This is a genomic window from Aquimarina sp. AWH4_224 (assembly GCF_056160245.1).
This window is the reverse complement of record NZ_JBSWWU010000006.1, coordinates 34,776-51,191: the sequence shown is the minus strand read 5'-3', so window position 1 is coordinate 51,191 and position 16,416 is coordinate 34,776. Positions and strand designations below refer to the sequence as shown.

Sequence of the window (16,416 nt, the reverse complement as noted above, 5' to 3'; positions counted from 1 at the left end):
CAAATTTTGTTAGCTTTTAAGGCTAAGGTAATGCGTAATGCAGATTGATAGTCCATAGCTTGGCTACCATTTTGATGGTGTCTTTTACTTTTCCCTTAATGCTATCCAAATGCTCAGGCTCTATCAAAAAAATGTCTATAATAGCCTCGTAATAGCAGGTGTCATTACCTTCTAATTCCTGATCTGGTTTGATGTCTAAAATCTCATCATCACTTTTAGAAACATTAAAGTTTTCTTTGAAAATTTGCAATACGTTTTTCTGAACAATGCGTTCTTTTTCAGTGGGGGACATGGTTTTAAGTTTAAGTTGGTATCTCCGAAAATAACTTTATAAGACAGAGTTTTTTATAAAGCTGAAAAGTATAACTCCTATATTTTATATTTATTATCTGGAGAATGTGATAAAAATGATAAAATAAGGTTAATATTTCCTAAGGTTTTGATAATAAGCAACAAAACCGATTGTATTTGAGTCTACAATCGGTTTTTTTAGGTTGTGAAAAGCAATAAAACTAGTCTAAAAGAGCTTCTTTTATTCTTTTAATCGCTTCTATAATTTGTTCTGTACTGGCAGCATAAGATATTCTAATGCAATTGGCATTTCCAAAGGCATCTCCTGTAACTGTCGCTACGTTGGCTTTTTCTAAAATAAACATAGAAAAATCAGATGCGTTTTGTATGGTATATCCTTTAATTGTTTTACCAAAGTAATGAGAGATATCTGGGAAAACATAAAATGCTCCTTCCGGTTCGTTACACTCAAAACCTGGTATTTCGGCAAGTAAATCTAAGATGAGTTTTCTACGCTCTTTAAACTCATCCACCATATATTGGATTTTACTTACTGGTGCTTCTAAGGCGGTGATCACTGCACGTTGCGCGATACAGTTTGCTCCACTGGTAACCTGACCTTGCATTTTATTACAAGCACGTGCAATAGAAGTAGGGGCTCCTATATAACCTATTCTCCATCCGGTCATGGCAAAAGCCTTGGCAACACCATTTACAGTAACAGTACGATCGTACATGTCTGCAAATTGTGCCATAGAAGCGTGTTCTTCTTTATAATTGATATGCTCGTAAATTTCATCACTTACTACTACAATCTCAGGATATTTTTGTAAAACATCTGCCAATGCTCTTAGTTCTTCCTTGCTGTATATAGAACCACTAGGGTTACAAGGAGAGCTGTACCAAAGCATTTTTGTTTTTGGTGTAATGGCTGCTTCCAGCTGTTCTGCAGTCATTTTAAAATCTGTAGTAATAGAAGTCTTCACTTCTACAGGTACTCCTCCAGCTAATTTTATGATATCGCTATAGCTTACCCAATAAGGACAAGGTAAAATCACCTCATCTCCTGGGTTGATATAAACTTGTGCTACATTATACAGTGCTTGCTTTGCTCCGGTAGAAACTACGATTTGAGACCTATCGTACTCAAGATTGTTATCACGTTTAAATTTGGTGATAATGGCGTCTTTTAATTCTACATATCCATCTACAGGAGTGTAAGAATTGTAATTGTCGTTTACTGCTTGTATAGCAGCTTCTTTAATAAAATCGGGAGTATTGAAATCTGGTTCTCCCAGACTTAAACCAATGATATCTTTCCCTTCAGCTCGTAATTCTCTTGCTTTGGCAGCCATTGCTAAAGTGGCAGAAGCTTTAAGTGAATTGATTCTGTCTGACAAATGTGCGCTCATTTCCGATACTTGTGTACTCATTTTTAATTGGTAAATAAAAGTTATGATTGAATTGCAGGTTCCATACCCATTTCTTTTAAATGTTTGAAATGTGCCATGATCGCCTTGCGTGTGGTTTTGTACTCGTTATATGGTAGGTTAAACTCTTGAGCAGTTTGTTTTACTATTTTAGAAATTTTGGTGTAATGAATATGGCTGATATGAGGAAAAATATGATGTTCTACCTGATGGTTCAATCCTCCAGTAAACCAATTTACCAATCTGTTTTTGGTAGAAAAGTTAACTGTAGTAAATAATTGATGAATAGCCCAAGTGTTTTTCATTGTGCCCGTTTGATCAGGCATTGGCATATCAGCGCCTTCTACCATATGTGCTAATTGAAAAACGATACTAAGAATTAGACCGGCTACATAGTGCATGACAAAAAAGCCAATCAGAATTTTCCACCATGCAATCGACATAATAATCATAGGAAGCACAATCCAAATTAATAGATAAATTGCTTTTGTGATCACCACCGTACTCCACTGCTTTACTGGACTTGGTAGTTTACCATATGCTAGTTTTCTAGCCAAATACCTTTTGGTTTGTTTGAAATCTGTCGTCAAAGCCCAGTTAAAGGTTAGTAATCCATACAAGAATATGGAGTAGTAGTGCTGAAACTTATGGAACCTTCTCCATTTGGCATGTTTGGTAAAACGAATTACACGTCCCGCGTCCATATCTTCATCATGCCCGTGGATATTGGTATAGGTATGGTGCAAAACATTGTGTTGTACCTGCCAGTTGTACACGTTTCCTGCAAGAACATACATGCTGCTTCCCATTAGCTTGTTTACCCATTTCTTTGACGAATAAGATCCATGATTACCATCATGCATCACATTCATTCCAACTCCTGCCATTCCAACTCCCATAATTACGGTGAGTAATAACATCCACCATTGTGAAATATTAAGGGTTAGGATCAAAAAATAAGGGGTAAGAAAAATGGAAAACATAATGATGGTTTTCAAATGTAGTTTCCAGTTTCCTGTACGCTTTATGTCGTTTTCTTTGAAATACTGATTAACCCGCTTATTCAGCGTTCTGAAAAATTTAGAAGAATCTACTCTACTAAAACGTATATTCGGTTTAGTCATATTGTTGAGGTTTATGACTAAACGAAATTAGTCACAGTAATATTGGGTAAATTTAGGTATTTAAATTTTTTTAACTTCCTAAAAAGAAATAAAATGTAACGATTTAACATGTATTTTTGCGCTTTCATTACGATCGGTTTATTCTTAAAATAATAAAAAGACAAAAGTGTGACTCTTATACAAAAATATTTTTCAGATTTAACAGAAGAACAAGTAGATCAATTCTCAAAATTAGGTGATCTATATAGAGAATGGAATTCAAAAATTAATGTCATATCTCGCAAGGACATTGAAGCCTTATATGAGCGTCATGTATTACATTCTTTAGGAATTGCAAAGGTTCAAACCTTTCAGTCAGGGACTACAATATTAGATGTTGGTACAGGTGGGGGATTCCCGGGGGTTCCTTTGGCTATTATGTTTCCTGAAAGCCAATTTTATTTGGTAGATGTTATTGCAAAAAAGATTCGAGTGGTCAACGAAGTGGTAAAAGAGTTGGGACTTACCAATGTAAAAGCAGAGCAAAGAAGAGCAGGTACTTTTGATGATCGCTTTGATTTTGTGGTGAGTAGAGCGGTAACCAATATGCCCGATTTTGTAAAGTGGGTACGTAAAAATATTGCCAAAAAAAGCCAGCATGAATTACAAAATGGGATTCTGTATCTCAAGGGGGGTGATCTTACCGAAGAATTGGCTAGCTTTCCAAAAGCTAACCAATACAATCTTTCTGATATTTTTGAAGAATCTTTTTTTGAGACCAAAAAAGTGGTACACTTACCTTTGAAGTATAAATTATAGATAGGTCAAGAATGATGTATGGATAGTTCTTTGATGTCAAACTTGGCACCTACAGGTAATGAAGCTCCGTTATTCATCTCAACCGTATCGTTGTCATAAGATCTTAAATGATTGGTGTTGATAATAAAGGACTTTTGTATTCGAGCAAATTTATCATCTTCCAATTGCTCAAGGCACTTTTTTAAACTTTGATATACCGTAATTTTTGAATGGTCTTGTAGATGGTAATTTACATAGTTTCCAAGTCCTTCAATATAAACGATGTCATGAATAGCAATACGATGAGTACGTCTATTAGACTTTAGTTCTATCATTTTACCAGGTATTTGTTCGTTGTTCTCCTTTTCTCTGAAATAGAGCAATAAAATATAAATCGACGAAACAAATATGATCGTTGTATTAATCAATACAGAAGATCGAATCATTGCTGGAATATCAAATATCTTAGAAAAGACAAATTGATCAAAGTCTTCAATAAAAAAGAACATAAAAAGCCGCTGAGCGACACTAGCAAATAATAGTAGCAATATGTAATACATAACAAACGCTATAAACTTTTTTTGCAGTAAGTATTTTGGGATTAAAAAGAGGATACAACAGTATACAGTAAGAATGCGAATAGGCAGTAAAACAAACTCCAAAAAGAAAGAAGCTTTGTAATCTCCATTCTGCACCCATATAAAACTAAACAATAGGTAATAGGCAATCCAGAATATTACCTGGATAATGACTTTGTTTTTTCTATCTAGAGTTATTGTCATCATACATTCTGTAGGGAAAAGATGATTTGATATAAAAACCGAAATACTTCATATAAATTAACCCTTACTACCTCCCAATCTTTTTACTATTGCTCTATCCGGAAGCGAATACGTTTATCCAGGATTTGAGCAAGTAACCTTTTAATGAATCACAAATATAAAAACTAACAAATGAAAAAAATAGGGGTATTAGTATTGGTTCTTTTTAGTATCACCACACAATGTTTATCTCAAACATTAAAAAGAAGAGCTTCGTTTGAAGCTAAAATTTCATGGCCGGATAACAAAACACCGGGAGCAAAGATTGAAGAGATCGATGAAGGGACTCCATTGCTTAACGCAGGTTTTAAAGTAGAAGATGTGATTATAAATGTAGATCATCGATCGGTACTTAATTCAGAAGATTGGAGTGCTATAACCTACGGGATTCGTGCTGATCAAAAAACCTATATCGCGGCCAAAAGAGGAGTCGATGTAATAAGTCAGGAGGTAGTGTTAAACCCTTTGCCAAAAGAACAGCATGATGTCTTAGATACTTTTTACGAGAGTGTGACTAGTGATTATGGAATACGTCAACGGGTGATTATTACCAAGCCTAAAGGGAAAGGACCTTTTCCTGCTATTTTTTTGATCCAGGGGTTGAGTTGTTCTACAATAGAAAAATACTCGGGTAGAAGTAACAACTGGGTACGATTAATCAAAGATTTGGCCGAGAAATCGAGTATGGTTTTAGTAAGAGTAGAAAAACCAGGAGTAGGGGATAGTGAGGGAGATTGTGGGAAAACGGACTTCCAAACCGAGATTAGCGGATACGAAGCTGCGATGCAATTGCTCAAATCAAAAACGTATATCCAACAAGATAAAGTGATTGTGTACGGAAATAGTATGGGGAGTGCTTTGGCTCCATATATTGCGAATCAATTTAATGCCGCGGGAGTGATATCAGATGGAACGTTTTTCAAATCCTGGTACGAGCATATGCTGGAAATAGAACGTAGAATATTAGAGATCGAGGGCAAATCTCAAAAAGAGATATATGACTTGATGAATACAGTTTATATTCCCATCTACTATAAAATGTTGATTGAAAAGAGAAGTTATCATGATATTTTAGAGGAAAATCCATTGTTCAAAAAATATCACAAGCATGGTCATTTCCATATGTATGGTCGTCCTGTTGAATATTACCATCAGGTACAAGATTTTAATTTTGCTTCCGAATGGCAAAAAATAAAAGTACCGGTTAGAATTCGATGGGGGACCAATGATTGGATCATGACCGAGAATGATAATGATATGATCATAGCTCTTTTAGAAAAATCAAATCATAAGGATCATCAACTCTATAAATATCCAAAGTTAGATCATTGGTCTACAATTCATCCGGATTACAGTTCAAGTTTTAATTTTAAACTTGGAAAATGGGAAGATAAAATCAGCCAGCAAATTATTGATTGGGCATGGGAAATGGTGAAATGATTCGTGCAAGGCTATAAAACCTTTTTGACACCTTCAAAGTTTTTGATGTATTCTGTGGGAGTGCAGTTTTTTCGGGACTTAAATATGCGATTGAAGTTGGATACATTGTTGAATCCAGCTTTGTAAGCGATTTCTGCTATGGATTCATCATTTTCTAATAACCATTGAGAGGCAAAGCCAATACGAACATCGTTGAGATAGTCTATAAAAGTTTTGCCTGTTCTTTTCTTTATGAAACGGCTAAAGGAGACTTCTGTCATATTCACTAGTGCTGCTACGTCTTTAACTTTAAGTTTTTCTCTGAAATTTTCTTTGACGTACTCATAGATGATTTTTATTTTTTCACTATTGTGAAAATTCTCTGTGGTAGGGGAATAAGAGGACAATTTCTTTTGACCTTCAGAAATAGCCAAAAAATGCAATAAAGAAATAAAAGAAAGGAAGTATTCGAGGCCTTCTAATTTTGATAAGTTCCTAATTTTAGAATAAGCAGCGATTGCTGTTTCTCTCGAAAAGAGGACCCCATAAAAAGAGTCTTCAAATAGTTTTTTTATGGGCTTCATTAGGGATCTGTTCAGCAATGAATCCTGCAAAAGATTGTCATGAAATTGAAGTGTGATCTCATGAATTTCCTTTTGTTCGCAGTTATGCAGTGTCCACCCATGAAATAGATTGGGCCCGATAAGAACTAATTCATAATCTTCGATTTCTTGCATATGATCTCCAATGATTCTTTGAACTCCTTTTCCGTTATGAATGAAATTAAGTTCGAATTCAGGATGAAAGTGAACAGGAAAATCAAAGTCATCTTTGATTCTATCAAATACAAGAAAACAATCACTCGCCGTAAGCGGGGTGATTTCTCTATGAATATCTTGCTCCAAAAGCTTCATCTACGGAATAGGATTAGTAATTGACTAAATAGTGTCAAAATCTAAAAATAATATAAAATAGTTTTGAACTGTCTATAAGATAGTAATTATTAATTCTATACTAATATGAGGATTGCTTTGCAAGAATTAAAAGAAGCTACAAAAAAGGAACTTGCCCATATTTTGAAATATTGGGAAGAACATACCCTCGATACCAAATACGGAGGATTTATTGGTCATATCGCATATCCGGATCAAAAGAAACCGTTAAGTAATAAAGGGATCATACTCAATTCAAGAATTTTATGGACTTTTTCGGCAGCTTCTAACTTTTACAAAGACAACCGATATGAGTTGCTATGTGAGAGGAGTTTTGATTATCTCAAAACCTATTTTAAGGATAAGGAGTACGGAGGAGTTTTTTGGGAGGTAAACTACATGGGAGAAGTTGTGCATGCCAAGAAGCAAGTCTATGCGCAAGCTTTTATGATATATGCTCTTTCAGAATATTATCTGTTTTCCAACAATGAAGAAAGTAAAGCATGGGCTATAGAGATTTTTAACTTAATAGAAAATCATGCGCTAGATCATCAAAATGGAGGTTATATTGAGGCTTTTGATCAACAATGGAATCAAATCCAAGATATGCGATTGAGTGAGAAAGATGATAATACCGCCAAAACTATGAATACGCACCTTCATTTGTTGGAAGCGTATACCGTGTTTTTTAAAATTTATCCGGAGAATCAAGTCAAAGAGGCGATAGAGAAATTAATCCATCTTTTTTTGAAGGTGTTTTTGGATAAAATTGGGCATTTTAATCTGTTTTTTGATGAGAAATGGAACCTGAAAAGCAACGTCTATTCATACGGACATGATATAGAAGCAGCATGGTTACTGGTAGAAGCTGCTGAAGCAATTCAAGATGAAAAAATAATCGATCAGGTAAAAAGTGTTGCGATCAACATAGCAGATCGATGTATACAGGTGGCGATAGATGATGAAGGGGGTGTAATGAATGAGAAAAACTATGTTACCGGAGATATAGATAAAGATAGGCATTGGTGGCCGCAAGCCGAAGGCGTGGTTGGTTTGTATTACGCGTATCAAATTACAGGAGAACAAAGGTACCTCGAGACCGCGAAAAGGATTTGGGAGTTTATTACTTCAAAGATGATCGATCAAAAATATGGAGAATGGTTTTGGCGTATAGATGCATACGGGCATCATAATTCAAAGGATGAAAAAGTAGGGATGTGGAAATGCCCATATCATAATAGTAGGGCGTGTATGCAACTGCATCTTTATGATGTGCGTTAAAAACCAGGGAGAAGCACAATTTAGTAGAGCGCTCCTAGGATTCGTATAGGAATTGATAAAATAGTATTACACAACTTTTTTCATCAACGCTATTTTTACCATGTTCTTGGTTAAAAGGTAATTATGTAACCTGGTTTAAAAAGATGAAAAAAAATAGTTGGGATATAAAAAAGGTTAATCGTGTTGCAAATGTTATAGCAGTAATCATGTTTGCAATGTGGCTTCAGTCTTGTGGCTCATCCCGATCAATGCGACAAAAAAATAATTTAGTGGATACCAAAGCAACTGCTAAAACACATTATTTGTTTAATCGGATAAAGGAAATTCCTAAAAAAGGGTACGCCTTTGGTCATCAGGATGCAACTGCTTACGGTATTAATTGGAAAAACGATGGAGATACTTACCAAAGTGATGCGCAGCAAGTGTCTGGTGATTTTCCTGGGGTATATGGTTTTGAAATTGGCCATATAGAGTTGGGTAATCCACACAATCTGGATACGGTGGATTTTGAGGTAATGAGGAACTTGATTAGAAAAGCTCATAAAGATAAAGGCATTATAACCATTAGTTGGCATCCCAATAATCCTATGTCTGGTAAAAGTAGTTGGGATACTACCGCAACCGTAAAACAAATCCTGAAAGGAGGGGTGTTACACGATAATTACAAAGAGTATTTAGCAAAAGTAGCCTTGTTTTTGAAGAAGTTAGATGGTTTTTGGCAAAGAGATATTCCTGTGGTGTTTCGTCCATTTCACGAAATGAATGGAGATTGGTTTTGGTGGGGGAGTTCAAGTTGCAGCCCTGAAGAGTATAAGCAATTATGGAGAGAAACGGTAGCTCTATTAAGTAATGAATTGAAGGTGCATAATATTTTATATATGTACTCTCCTAATCTTTTGGAAAAAGAAGAAGAGTTTTTGAGGTACTACCCGGGGGATGATTATGTAGATCTCTTAGGTGTTGATGTGTATCAGTATACTACCGATGTTGAGTATATGGAGATCTTAAAACGTAATCTCGAAGTTTTAAAAGTGGTAGCGGTAAAGAAAAACATGCCTTATGCACTTTCTGAAGCGGGGCATGAAAAATTAGATAGCTCTGAAAACTGGTGGACAGAGATTCTGGATAAAAGTATATCGAATACGGGGATATCGTGGGCATTATTTTGGAGAAATGCTCGAGAAAGTCATTTTTATGTCCCTTTTCAAGGACAAAAAACTAGTGAAAATTTCAAAGCGTATAGAAAACTACCTCATGTGTTGTTTTTAGAAGAAATAAGTAATATCAAATAAGTGTCATGAGATATGCAACGATTAAAGTTTAAAGAGAAAGTTGGATACGGATTAGGAGACTTCGCATCGTCGATGTTTTGGAAACTGTTTTCGATGTATCTGTTATTTTTCTATACCGATGTTTTCGGAATTTCTGCAGCGGCAGTAGGAACTATGTTTTTACTTACCAGAGTATTCGATGGAGCAAATGATCCCATAATGGGGGTCATCGCCGATAGAACCAATACCAAATGGGGGAAATTCAGGCCCTATTTGCTATGGATGGCGATTCCATTTGCAATAATCGGTACACTTACCTTTACGACACCAGGTTTTACAGGAACGGGTAAACTAATATACGCCTATGTTACCTATACCCTCATGATGATCGTTTATACTTCGGTCAATGTTCCTTATGCCTCTTTATTAGGTGTGATGACCTCTAATCTTAAAGACAGAACAGCTTTATCTACGTATAGATTTGTTTTTGCTTTTGCCGGAAGTATTTTGGTCCTGGCTTTTGCAGAACCATTGGTAAGTGTGTTTAGTACAACAGATACCGGGGTTATAAATGATCAACGAGGATGGCAGTATACCGTCCTGATTTACGCGGTGATTGCTGCGATTTTGTTCTATTTTACGTTCTATCTTACCAGAGAACGGATTACACCACCTAAAGAACAGAGACACTCTTTAAAAGTAGACCTTTCGAATCTACTAAAAAATAAACCCTGGTTTATTCTTCTGGGGGCGGGAGTGTGCTCTTTGATTTTTAATTCTTTAAGAGACGGATCGGCAATCTATTATTTCAAATATTACTTTGATACACAAGAGGCGTTTCAATTACCTCTTTTAAAAGTAGATGTAACATATAGCACCTTATACCTGGTACTTGGTCAGGCAGCGAATATTGTAGGAGTGATTTTGGCTAAACCTATATCTGATAAAATAGGCAAAAAAGCTACGTTCTTGTTTGCTATGGCCTTAGCATCAGTATTAAGTTGTGTTTTCTTTTGGTTTGAAGAAGGTGATCTGGAGTTGATATTTGTATTTCAGTTTTTGATTAGTACTTGCGCAGGAATTATATTTCCTCTGCTATGGTCGATGTATGCGGATATTGCCGATTTCTCAGAATGGAAAACAGGAAGACGTGCTACCGGACTTATATTCTCTTCATCCTCCATGTCTCAAAAACTAGGATGGACTTTGGGAGGTGCTTTAACAGGTTGGTTGTTGGCTTATTATGGATTTGAAGCAAATGCTGTACAAAGCGAAGAAGCAAAAACAGGAATTCGAATGATGTTAAGTTTTGCTCCCGCGATCGGAGCATTGCTTTCTGCACTATTTATATATTTCTACAAGCTTGATGATGCGTTAGTTCTTGATATTAATAGACAACTCACCGAAAGAAGAAATACAACCAACTAAAAACAATTGTAATGATTAACGAACCGAAGAAACCTGTATCAAAACGTTTTGAAGCTTTACTACGACAACATAAAGAGTTAATTCAACAACCAAATGCAATTATCGAATCTGGAAATGCTATTGTTTCAAGGTATCAGAATCCAATACTCACGGCAGAACATGCGCCTTTGCATTGGCGTTATGATTTAAATCCGGAAACCAATCCGTTTTTTTTAGAACGTATAGGAGTAAATGCAACATTTAATGCAGGAGCGATCAAATGGGGAGACAATTATGTGCTTTGCGTTCGTGTAGAAGGATATGATAGGAAATCCTTTTTTGCTATTGCTGAAAGCCCTAATGGGATCGATAATTTCAAGTTTTGGGACGAGCCTGTGGTAATGCCTCAAACCGATAACCCAGAAACCAATGTGTATGATATGCGTTTGATCGCGCATGAAGATGGCTGGATTTATGGGGTTTTTTGTGCAGAACGAAAGGATCCTAATGCTCCGGCAGGTGATGTTTCTAGTGCAATAGCCAGTGCAGGGATTTCTCGTACAAAGGATCTTAAGAATTGGGAAAGATTACCGGATTTAGTTACTCCTTCGAACCAACAAAGAAATGTGGTGTTACACCCAGAATTTGTAAATGGAAAGTATTGTTTGTACACACGCCCCCAGGATGGTTTTATTGAAACTGGAAAAGGAGGAGGGATAGGAATAGGGTATACCCATTCTATGGAACAGGCTATAATAGAAAAAGAGGAAGTTATTTTTGATAAAAAATTCCACACGGTTTATGAGTTGAAAAATGGACTTGGTCCTGCTCCGCTAAAAACTGATGAAGGATGGCTTCATTTGGCTCATGGAGTAAGGAATACGGCGGCAGGGCTTCGATATGTGTTGTACGTGTTTATGACAGATTTGGAGGATATTACCAAAGTAATTTATTATCCAGGAGGATATTTTATGGCTCCCAATGATCAAGAAATCATAGGGGATGTGGGAAATGTATTGTTCTCAAATGGTTGGGTAAAAGACCCTGATGGCACCGTATATATCTACTATGCTTCTTCAGATGTGCGTATGCATGTTGCCACTTCAACCATAGATATATTGGTGGATTATTGTAAAAATACACCAGCCGATTCATTTACCAGTGCAGGATCAGTGGATAGCATATTAAAGCTCATCAAAAAAAATAGAGAATTCGAAATGTAAGTCTTTATTTCTTGGGTTATTCGCCTTTTAAATTTAGACGCATTTCAATGAGATGTTTTTCAAATCCAGCTTTCTCATAGGCTCTTATGGCTCTTGGGTTTTTTTCATAAACTGTAAGTCGAACTTCTTCCAGGTTTTTGGTCGCAAACCAATTGCATAAATACTGGATTATAGCTTGACTCACTCCCATCCCGCGATAGGCTTCTTTTACATACATAAATCCTATGTATCCTAATTGCTTTTGTTTGAAAAATGATTTTCGATTTCGTATTTGTCCATACCCACTGCCAACAATTTTTCCATCAATTTCTGCAACAGCTACTTCTGTATGATCGGAGGTTACATATGCACCAATGTCATAATAACTGATAGCTTCTTTTTGTTTCAGAGTTACATCCATAGGGCGCTCGGCCTCAATGATTTTTTGTTCAAAATCGAGTAATATAGGAAGTTCTTCAATAGTAGCTGATCTGATAATCATGATGTTTTTTATAAAAAGGGTTAAAAAAAGCGCCAATTGGCGCTTTTTAAATTTATAAGATATGTGGTTATTCTCCTAAGAAAGGATATCTGTAATCCGATGGGGATACAAAGGTTTCTTTAATGGTTCTAGGAGATACCCAACGTAATAAGTTCAAATATGAACCTGCTTTGTCATTGGTTCCAGAAGCTCTTGCTCCACCAAAAGGTTGTTGTCCTACAACAGCTCCAGTTGGTTTGTCATTGATATAGAAGTTTCCTGCACAATTTTCAAGTGCTTTGGTCGCTTCCGCAGCAGCATAACGATCCGTAGAGAATATGGCTCCAGTAAGCGCATATTCGCTGGTTCCATCTACTAATGTTAACATGTTATTCCAATCGCTGTCTTCATACACATAAATAGTGATTACAGGACCAAAAAGCTCTGTACACATGGTGGTGTATTTTGGATCTTTTGTTACAATTACTGTAGGCTCTACAAAGTATCCTTTGGATTTGTCATAACCTCCACCAGCTATCACTTCTGCATCACTGTCATTTTTAGCCTGATCGATGTATTTGGCCAATTTATCAAAAGACCCTTCGTGAATAACCGCAGTAATGAAGTTACTCATATCTTCAGGACTTCCCATTTTGAAGGATTTGATGTCTTCCTGAACATATTTTTTGACATCAGCCCATAAGCTTTGTGGGATATAAGCTCTGGAGGCTGCACTACATTTTTGACCTTGGAATTCAAAAGCCCCTCTAGAGATACCAGTAGCTACTTGCTTGGCGTTAGCACTAGGGTGAGCAACGATAAAATCCTTTCCTCCAGTCTCACCGACGATTCTAGGATATGTTTTATAATTGTGGATATTGGTTCCAATTTTACTCCAAATATCTTTAAAGACATGAGTACTACCGGTAAAGTGGATACCCGCAAAATCTGGACTAGCCAAAACTGTATCTGTGATCATTACAGGATCTCCATAAACTACGTTAATTACTCCATCAGGTACTCCAGCTTCTTTAAAAATATCTACAATCACTTTTGCAGAATAAATCTGGCTATCACTTGGTTTCCAAACCACAGTGTTACCCATCAAGGCAGCACTGGCAGGAAGGTTTCCAGAGATCGCAGTAAAGTTAAACGGTGTAATAGCATATACAAACCCTTCAAGTGGTCGGTACTCTAATCGGTTCCAGGCTCCAGAAGTAGAATCTGGCTGGTCCTCATAGATTTGTGTCATATATTCCACATTGAATCGCAAAAAGTCGATAAACTCACAAGCAGCATCGATTTCTGCTTGAAATATATTTTTAGACTGCGCAAGCATTGTGGCAGCATTTATTTTTGCACGGTAAGGTCCTGCAATTAACTCGGCAGCTCTCAAAAATACCGCTGCACGTTGTTCCCAAGGCAAATCGGCCCACTTTTTTCTGGCTTCAAGAGCAGTATCTATAGCTTGTTGAATATGCTTTTTTTCAGCTTTATGATATGTCCCAAGTATATGTTTGTGATCATGAGGAGGAGACATAGTAGCTGTATCGCCAGTGGTAATCTCTTCTCCGTTTATATATAAAGGAACATCTATAGTTTCATTATACATTTTTTTATAGGTGGCCAGAACCTCTTCACGCTCAGGAGTACCTGGAGCATATGATTTTACGGGTTCATTAATGGCAGTAGGAACTTGAAAAAAACCTTTTCCCATGATAAGAAGTGTTATTAATAGTTATTAAGATTTGTTATTTAACGAGTTAGTTAAATTAGATGGCAAAGATAGAAAATTAAAAAGGGTATTATCCATTTTAACCTTTTATAAACATTGTGGAGTATGTATTTTTTTTTGTAAGTTGTGGAATATTTAGCCGACCCAAAATTTATGTGTACAGTAACATTAATTCCAACTCAAGAAAATAATTTTATTCTTACCTCAAATCGTGATGAGGCTATAAATCGAAAAACGCTGTTGCCGGAGTTCTATCAAATAAATGGGACGAGAATGCTTTTTCCAAAAGATGCAGTTGCGGGAGGCACCTGGATAGGGGTAAGCGATAAAAATACAATGATTTGTTTGCTTAACGGTGGTTTTGAAATCCATGAAAGAATGGTTTCTTACCGACAGAGTAGAGGGGTCGTAGTTAAAGATCTATTAGAGGCTGAAGATCTTGAAAATGCTATAGCAAGGTATAATCTAAAAGGGATAGAGCCATTTACTATCGTAGCTGCCAATTGGAGTGCAGATCTATTGCTACTTGAGCTAGTGTGGGACGGCAAGAAAAAACATGTGAGAAAATTAGAAAAAGAAACTCATATTTGGTCGTCATCTACGCTTTATACAAAAGAAATGAAGAAAATAAGAGAAGACTGGTTCGAAACTTTTGAAAATGAAAATGTTTTGAGTTCAGATACCTTATTAGATTTTCATAAAAATGCAGGTATAGGCGATAAAGATGTAGATCTTCAGATTGATCGAGGTTTCTTGAAAACCCGAAGTATTACGCAAGTAGTAAAAAATGAAGAAGAACTTTCTATGCGCTACGAAAACCTACAGGACAGTGAGGTGAGTACGATTATTTTTGAGGCAATAACTGCGTGAAATATACAGGTAAAATAATTTCTCTTGCTTTTCCTGATACCTTTGTTCGATATTCTGACGAATCTGTATTGCAATTACTTCCAATATTTGGTTTAGGAAGGAACAGATATATCAAAGCCGGACATGCGGCATTTGTGTTAATAGAAAATTCGACGGGAAGAGCTGAATACTATGATTTTGGGAGGTATATCACACCTCAGGGTTATGGTAGGGTTCGCAGTGCAATTACCGATGTAGAGCTCGAAATCCCTTTCAAAGCCATATTAGATCCGGATCACAATCTTGAAAATTTAAAAGAGTTTTTAGTTTGGTTAGAAGCAAATCCACACAAAACTCATGGTAGCGGACGTTTGGTAGCTTCTGTATGTGATTTTATTGATTATGAAAAAGCTCGGGCGCATGTGCTTTCGGTACAAGGAAAAGGAAGCATTCCTTATAAAGCTTTTGGTAAAGAAGGGAGTAATTGTTCAAGAATCGTTACAGACACTATCTTAGCGGGTACGGATCATCACAAAATTAGGAAGCCATTACTTCGAAACAAGAGATTTACTCCTAGTACAGTTGGAAATGTAGAAAAATCCTCTGTTCATAATCCGATTTATGAAGTAATTGAAGGAGAAGTCAAGGAATACAAAGGGTCAGCATTTAAAGAAAATATGACCAATTACTTTGATAAAAATGTTCCAAATCCCAATGACTCTGCAGGGCAGGAAAAGAAGCCTAAGCATTTAGAAGATGCTTGCTTCTTGTCGGGAACGGGGAGTAGTGCTTATTTTAAGCTTAGGATACCCGAAAATCATCATAATTTGTATGAAATTGTACGATTTGATGAATACGGAGAAGAAGATTTCAAAGGGCTGTTTGAAGCAGAAAAATCAGCATTTGATATTACTCAAACATATCGATTTGTGTACGATTCAAATTGTAAGTATTGCCATATAGAACAAAACGGAGAAAAAATAAGGTTTGATCTGGTAGAGCGAATCGTTAATTAAGTGCAAAAGGAGCATATAATTTGAAGCCAGGAATCATTACTTTAAATTTCCGTGTGGAAGTAAAATTAACCATGTTATAATGGCCTTTCATGGCTCCAAAGGGAGAACTTAGTAAACATCCGCTATTATAAGTGTGGGATTCTCCGGGTTTTAGTACTGGTTTTTTCCCTATAACGCCTTCTCCTTCTACAATTTCAGTATTGTTTAGCGCATCTTTGATTTCCCAAAAACGAGAAGTAAGTTGAACAGAATCTTTACTTTGATTTTCAATGGTGATCTTATAACCAAAGGCAAAATGGATCTTGTAGTTCTTATAGAACGTACCCTCAAAGGTGGTATCCACCGAAATTTTTATGCCTCGAGTTATTTGTTGAACCATA

The 16,416-nt window shown here is 36.3% G+C and carries 16 protein-coding genes; 8 read left to right on the top strand and 8 right to left on the bottom strand.

All coding sequences use genetic code 11. The features are described 5' to 3' along the window. Window positions 1-22 precede the first annotated feature (22 nt). The 3 genes from ACXAGJ_RS12785 to ACXAGJ_RS12775 all read right to left on the bottom strand — a co-directional run bounded on the left by ACXAGJ_RS12785 (window position 23) and on the right by ACXAGJ_RS12775 (window position 2,845). Window positions 23-292, bottom strand: coding sequence for a hypothetical protein (locus ACXAGJ_RS12785; RefSeq protein ID WP_474840419.1), 270 nt, complete (start codon window positions 290-292; stop codon window positions 23-25). A gap of 220 nt (window positions 293-512) precedes the next feature. Beyond that, window positions 513-1,703 (bottom strand): pyridoxal phosphate-dependent aminotransferase, encoded by a 1,191-nt coding sequence (locus ACXAGJ_RS12780; RefSeq protein ID WP_474840823.1) that lies wholly within the window; start codon window positions 1,701-1,703, stop codon window positions 513-515. A 41-nt stretch (window positions 1,704-1,744) separates the two neighbouring features. Beyond that, on the bottom strand, window positions 1,745-2,845 hold the full coding sequence (locus ACXAGJ_RS12775) for a fatty acid desaturase family protein (RefSeq protein WP_474840417.1): 1,101 nt from the start codon (window positions 2,843-2,845) through the stop codon (window positions 1,745-1,747). 168 nt (window positions 2,846-3,013) lie between these two features. Between ACXAGJ_RS12775 and rsmG the strand changes: the two genes are divergently transcribed. Continuing rightward, window positions 3,014-3,643 carry a 16S rRNA (guanine(527)-N(7))-methyltransferase RsmG gene (gene rsmG, locus ACXAGJ_RS12770; protein WP_474840415.1) on the top strand — a complete coding sequence of 210 codons (630 nt, stop codon included), beginning with the start codon at window positions 3,014-3,016 and terminating at the stop codon, window positions 3,641-3,643. A 5-nt stretch (window positions 3,644-3,648) separates the two neighbouring features. Here the strand turns inward: rsmG and ACXAGJ_RS12765 are convergent, their stop codons facing one another. Then, window positions 3,649-4,407: a LytR/AlgR family response regulator transcription factor gene (locus ACXAGJ_RS12765; protein WP_474840413.1), complete on the bottom strand. Its 759-nt coding sequence runs from the start codon at window positions 4,405-4,407 to the stop codon at window positions 3,649-3,651. A 168-nt stretch (window positions 4,408-4,575) separates the two neighbouring features. On the opposite strand from ACXAGJ_RS12765, the gene ACXAGJ_RS12760 reads away from it, so the two are divergent. After that, window positions 4,576-5,883 carry an alpha/beta fold hydrolase gene (locus ACXAGJ_RS12760; protein ID WP_474840411.1) on the top strand — a complete coding sequence of 436 codons (1,308 nt, stop codon included), beginning with the start codon at window positions 4,576-4,578 and terminating at the stop codon, window positions 5,881-5,883. 11 nt (window positions 5,884-5,894) lie between these two features. Here ACXAGJ_RS12760 and ACXAGJ_RS12755 read toward each other — a convergent pair whose 3' ends face one another. Then, window positions 5,895-6,776, bottom strand: coding sequence for a helix-turn-helix domain-containing protein (locus ACXAGJ_RS12755; RefSeq protein WP_474840409.1), 882 nt, complete (start codon window positions 6,774-6,776; stop codon window positions 5,895-5,897). Between the two features lie 105 nt (window positions 6,777-6,881). On the opposite strand from ACXAGJ_RS12755, the gene ACXAGJ_RS12750 reads away from it, so the two are divergent. The 4 genes from ACXAGJ_RS12750 to ACXAGJ_RS12735 all read left to right on the top strand — a co-directional run bounded on the left by ACXAGJ_RS12750 (window position 6,882) and on the right by ACXAGJ_RS12735 (window position 11,976). Further along, window positions 6,882-8,075, top strand: coding sequence for an AGE family epimerase/isomerase (locus ACXAGJ_RS12750; RefSeq protein WP_474840407.1), 1,194 nt, complete (start codon window positions 6,882-6,884; stop codon window positions 8,073-8,075). Between the two features lie 143 nt (window positions 8,076-8,218). Next, on the top strand, window positions 8,219-9,367 hold the full coding sequence (locus ACXAGJ_RS12745; RefSeq protein ID WP_474840405.1) for a glycoside hydrolase family 26 protein: 1,149 nt from the start codon (window positions 8,219-8,221) through the stop codon (window positions 9,365-9,367). Window positions 9,368-9,379: 12 nt separating this feature from the next. After that, the gene (locus tag ACXAGJ_RS12740) at window positions 9,380-10,774 is read left to right on the top strand and encodes an MFS transporter (RefSeq protein ID WP_474840403.1); all 1,395 of its coding nucleotides are present in this window, start codon (window positions 9,380-9,382) and stop codon (window positions 10,772-10,774) included. An 11-nt stretch (window positions 10,775-10,785) separates the two neighbouring features. After that, a complete protein-coding gene (locus ACXAGJ_RS12735) occupies window positions 10,786-11,976 on the top strand; it encodes a glycoside hydrolase family 130 protein (protein ID WP_474840401.1) in 1,191 nt (396 codons plus the stop codon). A 16-nt stretch (window positions 11,977-11,992) separates the two neighbouring features. Here the strand turns inward: ACXAGJ_RS12735 and ACXAGJ_RS12730 are convergent, their stop codons facing one another. Then, a complete protein-coding gene (locus ACXAGJ_RS12730) occupies window positions 11,993-12,457 on the bottom strand; it encodes a GNAT family N-acetyltransferase (protein ID WP_474840399.1) in 465 nt (154 codons plus the stop codon). A gap of 67 nt (window positions 12,458-12,524) precedes the next feature. Continuing rightward, a complete protein-coding gene (gene pruA / locus ACXAGJ_RS12725) occupies window positions 12,525-14,153 on the bottom strand; it encodes an L-glutamate gamma-semialdehyde dehydrogenase (protein WP_474840397.1) in 1,629 nt (542 codons plus the stop codon). 171 nt (window positions 14,154-14,324) lie between these two features. On the opposite strand from pruA, the gene ACXAGJ_RS12720 reads away from it, so the two are divergent. Further along, a complete protein-coding gene (locus ACXAGJ_RS12720; RefSeq protein WP_474840395.1) occupies window positions 14,325-15,041 on the top strand; it encodes an NRDE family protein in 717 nt (238 codons plus the stop codon). Then, the gene (locus ACXAGJ_RS12715) at window positions 15,038-16,036 is read left to right on the top strand and encodes a DUF6695 family protein (protein ID WP_474840393.1); all 999 of its coding nucleotides are present in this window, start codon (window positions 15,038-15,040) and stop codon (window positions 16,034-16,036) included. Before ACXAGJ_RS12720 ends, ACXAGJ_RS12715 begins: the two co-directional genes overlap by 4 nt. Here the strand turns inward: ACXAGJ_RS12715 and apaG are convergent. Beyond that, window positions 16,029-16,415 (bottom strand): Co2+/Mg2+ efflux protein ApaG, encoded by a 387-nt coding sequence (gene apaG / locus ACXAGJ_RS12710; protein ID WP_073321576.1) that lies wholly within the window; start codon window positions 16,413-16,415, stop codon window positions 16,029-16,031. The genes ACXAGJ_RS12715 and apaG overlap by 8 nt on opposite strands. Window position 16,416: the final 1 nt, after the last annotated feature.